Annotated in this window: 8 protein-coding genes; 7 read left to right on the plus strand and 1 reads right to left on the minus strand. The window is 47.1% G+C overall.

Annotated elements, in window-relative coordinates:
- The 6 genes from V3S16_RS18040 to V3S16_RS18065 form a co-directional block, all read left to right on the plus strand.
- A partial coding sequence (locus V3S16_RS18040) for a hypothetical protein (protein ID WP_413887510.1) occupies positions 1 to 265 on the plus strand: 265 nt, incomplete at its 5' end.
- Positions 266 to 324: 59 nt separating this feature from the next.
- Positions 325 to 900, plus strand: coding sequence for a rubrerythrin (rbr, locus tag V3S16_RS18045; RefSeq protein ID WP_413887512.1), 576 nt, complete (start codon positions 325 to 327; stop codon positions 898 to 900).
- Positions 901 to 954: 54 nt separating this feature from the next.
- Entirely contained in the window at positions 955 to 1,329 is a 375-nt protein-coding gene (locus V3S16_RS18050) for a desulfoferrodoxin (protein WP_413887514.1), read from the plus strand.
- A gap of 141 nt (positions 1,330 to 1,470) precedes the next feature.
- Positions 1,471 to 2,439, plus strand: a complete 969-nt coding sequence (locus tag V3S16_RS18055; protein WP_413887516.1) for an NAD(P)H-dependent oxidoreductase — start codon at positions 1,471 to 1,473, stop codon at positions 2,437 to 2,439.
- A gap of 67 nt (positions 2,440 to 2,506) precedes the next feature.
- The gene (gene rd, locus V3S16_RS18060) at positions 2,507 to 2,668 is read left to right on the plus strand and encodes a rubredoxin (RefSeq protein ID WP_413887518.1); all 162 of its coding nucleotides are present in this window, start codon (positions 2,507 to 2,509) and stop codon (positions 2,666 to 2,668) included.
- A 131-nt stretch (positions 2,669 to 2,799) separates the two neighbouring features.
- Entirely contained in the window at positions 2,800 to 3,354 is a 555-nt protein-coding gene (locus V3S16_RS18065; protein ID WP_413887520.1) for a class I SAM-dependent methyltransferase, read from the plus strand.
- A gap of 119 nt (positions 3,355 to 3,473) precedes the next feature.
- On the opposite strand, the gene V3S16_RS18070 is transcribed toward V3S16_RS18065, so the two are convergent.
- Complete coding sequence (locus tag V3S16_RS18070; RefSeq protein ID WP_413887529.1) at positions 3,474 to 4,127, minus strand: lactate utilization protein; 654 nt, start codon at positions 4,125 to 4,127, stop codon at positions 3,474 to 3,476.
- 315 nt (positions 4,128 to 4,442) lie between these two features.
- Between V3S16_RS18070 and V3S16_RS18075 the strand changes: the two genes are divergently transcribed.
- The coding region (locus V3S16_RS18075; protein WP_413887531.1) for a PCP reductase family protein at positions 4,443 to 4,676 on the plus strand (234 nt) is incomplete at its 3' end.

The raw sequence follows: 4,676 nt of genomic DNA on the forward strand, positions 1-4,676 counted from the left end.
ATTGTCTTTTTTCTCGTTAATTGCCTTACCCAAACTTATATATGACACCACAAATTACAGAGTAATTACCGTTTTGAAACCTTGCGACAAAAATATTGTCAAAACCCTTAAGCTGGTAGATGAGATGATCGACCTGGCAAACCACGGTGATATCGAACGCGAGGATGTAGGGTGCGGCATCCTTTATGGCACCCTGCGGGATTCTGCCTATAAATTAAAGCTGCTGGCTGAAAAAGAAAAGGAGAAACACATAATCGTTAATTGAGCTTCTTCGTTCAATCAGGGTAATAATAATTAACAAAATCAAAAAATAGGAGGAAAAACGTGAAAAGTTTAAAAGGCACACAGACTGAAAAAAACCTATTAACTGCCTTTGCAGGCGAATCTCAGGCTAGAAATCGTTACACCTATTTTACCGGCCAGGCTAAAAAAGACGGCTATGTTCAAATTGCGGCGATATTCGAAGAAACCGCCAACCAGGAAAAAGAGCATGCCAAAAGATTATTCGAATTCCTGGAAGGCGGCGAAGTTGAAATCACGGGAGCGTTTCCTGCCGGTGTGATCGGTACAACCCTCGAAAACCTTAAAGCTTCCGCCGCCGGTGAACATTACGAGCATACGGAGATGTACCCCGGATTTGCCAAGACCGCTCTTGAAGAAGGCTTTGAAACCATTGCCCCGGTGTTTGAAGCGATTGCAGTTGCTGAAAAGCAGCATGAAAAAAGATATGTTGACCTGGCGGCCAACATTGAAGCCGGCCGGGTTTTCAAACGCGATGAAAAGGTTGTCTGGCGCTGCCGCAACTGCGGCTATCTCCATGAAGACAGTGAAGCTCCGGAAGAATGCCCGGCCTGTGCTCATCGCCAGGCCCACTTTGAACTGCTGGGGGAAAACTGGTAATTTGTAACCGTTCAGGGTTCATAAGTAACGACTTGAAAAAGGAGGGAAATAAAAATGGCAGAAAGATTAGAAGTCTATAAATGCGATGCTTGCGGAAATATCATTGAAGTTCTTCATGGCGGAGCGGGCGAACTTGTATGCTGCGGACAGCCCATGAACCTTTTGACTGAAAATACCGTCGATGCCGCCAAGGAAAAGCATGTTCCGGTAGTGGAGAAAACTCCGGACGGAGTTAAGATCAAGGTCGGAAGCGTCGCCCATCCCATGGAAGCAGAGCACTATATCGAATGGATCGAAATTATCGCCGATGGTAAGTCTTACCGGCAATTCCTGAATCCCGGCGAAGCTCCGGAAGCAACGTTTAAAGTAGATGCCGAAAATGTCACTGCCAGGGAATACTGCAACTTACACGGTCATTGGAAGGCATAACCTGATAGTTTTGTAAAAAGCAAAGTATTTGACTTTTTACGAGTTCACCTAATCGAGAACGATAAAATCTATCATTTTTTAAGCGGCGCAGCCGCGTTATATAGAATTGCGAAGCAATTGTATTATCGGAGGGTGTTTTTTATGTTTGTACTGGGATTACAGGGAAGCCCGAGAAAAAAGGGTAATACAAACTTCCTGCTTTCGGCATGCATGCGCGAGGCCGAAAGATTAGGGGCCCGGACACATGTTATTGAAGTGGCTAAAAAGCATATTCGCCCATGCCTGGGGTGCGGATTCTGTGAAAAGAAAGGTTTCTGCATCACTCAAGACGATGATATGAAACCTGAAATCTATCCTTTGCTGCGCGAGGCCGATGTGATCCTGATGGCCTCGCCCATTTATTTTTACAGCGTTACCGCCCAGATCAAGGCGCTGATTGACAGGAGTCAGGCGCTCTGGTCCCGAAAATATAAATTGAACCTAACGGATCCAGCCAGAAACTACCGGCGAGGATTTATGCTGTCCCTCGGCGCCACCAGAGGGAAAAACCTTTTCGGAGGCGTTCACCTGATCGCCAAATACTTCTTCGATGCTGTTGGGGCCGGCTATAACGGCAGCCTGACATACCGGCAGGTCGAAGAAGCGGGCGATATGGAAAAACATCCGGCTGTTAAAAAAGATGTAGAAAAAGCTGTTGCCGATCTGTTGAAACCGCTGCAAAGCCGCAGGAAGGTTCTGTTCGCCTGCCGCGAAAACGCCTGCCGCAGCCAGATGGCCGGTGCCTTTGCCCAACTTCTGGGAGGCGACAAACTGGAAGTAATGACGGGCGGCAGCGTCCCGACCGATAAAATCAACTCCGTCATGGTTGAAGTCATGCAGGAAAGGGGTGTCGACATGGCCTTCCGTCAACCCCGGTCCCTGGAGGCGGCGATATCAATACTGCCGCCGGACGAGATAATAACCATGGGCTGCGGAGAAGAATGTCCGCTGGTACCGGGTGCCCGGAGACAGGACTGGGACCTGCCCGACCCGGCCGGTCGGTCGATCGATTTCATGCGCCAAATCCGTGATAAAATCGAAACAAAAGTAAAGGACTTCATTAGCAAATAAAATCGTATATTGTAATCTGTGTAATCTGCGAAATCTGTGGATTAAAATATAAAATGGAGGAGAAAAAATGGACAAATACGTCTGTATGGTTTGCGGTTATGTTTACGATCCCCAGCAAGGAGATCCCGACAACGGTATCGACCCCGGAACAAAATTCGAAGATCTGCCCGATGACTGGGAATGTCCGGTTTGCGGCGCTTTAAAAGATGATTTTGAAATAGACTCTTAGTTCAAATCATCACTGATCAGCTATGGCTCTCAGAGTTAACCAAATACTCGGTGCCCTTTTCTGCCTGAAAGAACGAGACCTTTGAAAAACGCTCCCTTTTGCAAAGGTCTCGCGGAAAGAGCATATCTCCTATGAAGCAGGACCGCATCAAGTGGAACGAAAAATATCTCAAGGAAACTCATCCCCTGGAACCCGCAGGTATTGTAAAGGAATATCATCACCTGGCGCCCAAGGGAAGAGTACTCGATCTGGGAGCCGGTAATGGGAGGAACGCCCTCTTTCTGGCAAAGCAAGGGTTTGATGTCATCGCTGTGGATGTCTCCGATGTGGCCATAACCGGTCTTTCCGGAGTTCATCCCCGGCTGCATCCACTCTGCTATGATCTGGACGACTATGACATCCCCAAAGAATACTTCAGCCTAATTTTAAATATCCGGTTTTTAAACCGGCGGCTGTTTCCTTATATCTGCGAGGGGCTCATCCCTGGCGGTCTTCTCATTTTTGAAACCTTTATAAAGGCTCCGGAGAAAGGCGTCTCCCAGCCGTCCTGCCGGGATCACCTTTTGCTGGAGAACGAACTTTTACATGCGTTTTTAGCTTTCAAAATCCATTTTTATCAGGAAAAAAAACATCACAGCCACAAGGAATCCGTCTTTATGGCCTCACTGGTAGCCGTCAAAAAATAAATTTGAATTCATCTCGCGCTGCAAGACTTCGGCGAGCTCCCTTCGGTCTGAGCGTTCGACTGAGCTCACGCCGAAGTCTCAGGGTCGAAGACAGTCGAGTCGCAGCGGGAAATTCAAATTTAAAATCCAAGATCTTCGTTAATCAACACGACTTTCACCCTCCCTTTGGGGAATGATTTTTCTGTAATCACCCAGCTATTACAAATGCGGTCCGGGCTTTTGCACTCTTCGCAATAAGAGGTTTTGGCACACGGTGTCTTTTTGTCCAGACGCATGCTGTTGACCGGAGCTGCATAGTCTTTAATGCGAGACATGGCCTCTTCCAGATCAGTGGTAATCTTATTGCGCCCCACCACGATAATGACATGTTTGGGGCCGAAGGTGATGCCGCCGATGCGATTACCGGTCATATCCAGGTTGACCAGCTGTCCGCTCTCGGTCACGGCATTGGTTCCGGTCAGAAAAAGGTCGACCAGCAGCGACTGCCGGCGACGTTCCAGAGATTCTTCCGGAGACAGCTTTTTGTCATATGTATCCAGCACCTTCATATCAGTGCTCCCCTTGAGGGCATCATACAGCCCCGTGGAAACCAATGTCATTGATCCTCCCCAGGAAACACTTTTCGCGCCTGTCCGGGGAATAATCTGTTCCAGTACAACCTTCTTGGCGTCTTCGGTGTTATCCGCCACAAAAACCTCAAAGTTGTTGGCTTTCAGTGCCTCCTTGAGATTCGCCAGCCTGATTTTCCAGTAATTTTCAATCGGCTTGTCCATCAGATACCTCCTCTTAATCAAAGGATTCGTTGATTATAGTTTTAATGTTCACCAGCACCAAATATTTTTTTTCTCTAATTATATCCCTTTATTCTGTATTGACAAGCAAAAGCCTTTATTCTGTATTGACAAGCAAAATTGGAGTTAAAGATTGATGATTGACCGTTTTGCCCGTAAGTGGTATTTAACTCTATACGAATACGAATTAAACAACTTCAATCAGAAAGGCATCCCGCCGCAATCAACAAGGATGCCTTTTTTATGACCCTTGCAAATAATACTTATTCTTGATTACTCGAATAAAGGAAACATCAAATGAAATGGACTCCTGAAGCTGAAGCGGCCATCAAAAAAGTACCCTTTTTTGTACGCAAAAAGGTTCGGGTTCGTGTAGAAAAAGAAGCCGGCGCGACAGGTAAAAATGTGGCTTCGATTGCCGAGGTTAAGGCCGTCCAGGCTCGCTTTTTGTCTGATATGGGCTCTGAAATCAAAGGATACCAGATCGAAACCTGTTTCGGACCCACCGGTTGCCCCAACCGGGCCATCACC

This window comes from Candidatus Desulfatibia sp. (assembly GCF_036446775.1).
Classification (GTDB): domain Bacteria; phylum Desulfobacterota; class Desulfobacteria; order Desulfobacterales; family UBA11574; genus Desulfatibia_A.

What these genes read in the sequence shown, in the direction of transcription:
- V3S16_RS18050 (WP_413887514.1), top strand. Translation starts at nt 955, where the DNA reads ATGGCAGAAAGATTAGAAGTCTATAAATGCGATGCTTGCGGAAATATC.
- V3S16_RS18065 (WP_413887520.1), top strand. Translation starts at nt 2,800, where the DNA reads ATGAAGCAGGACCGCATCAAGTGGAACGAAAAATATCTCAAGGAAACT.
- rd (WP_413887518.1), top strand. Translation starts at nt 2,507, where the DNA reads ATGGACAAATACGTCTGTATGGTTTGCGGTTATGTTTACGATCCCCAG.
- V3S16_RS18070 (WP_413887529.1), bottom strand. Translation starts at nt 4,127, where the DNA reads ATGGACAAGCCGATTGAAAATTACTGGAAAATCAGGCTGGCGAATCTC.
- V3S16_RS18055 (WP_413887516.1), top strand. Translation starts at nt 1,471, where the DNA reads ATGTTTGTACTGGGATTACAGGGAAGCCCGAGAAAAAAGGGTAATACA.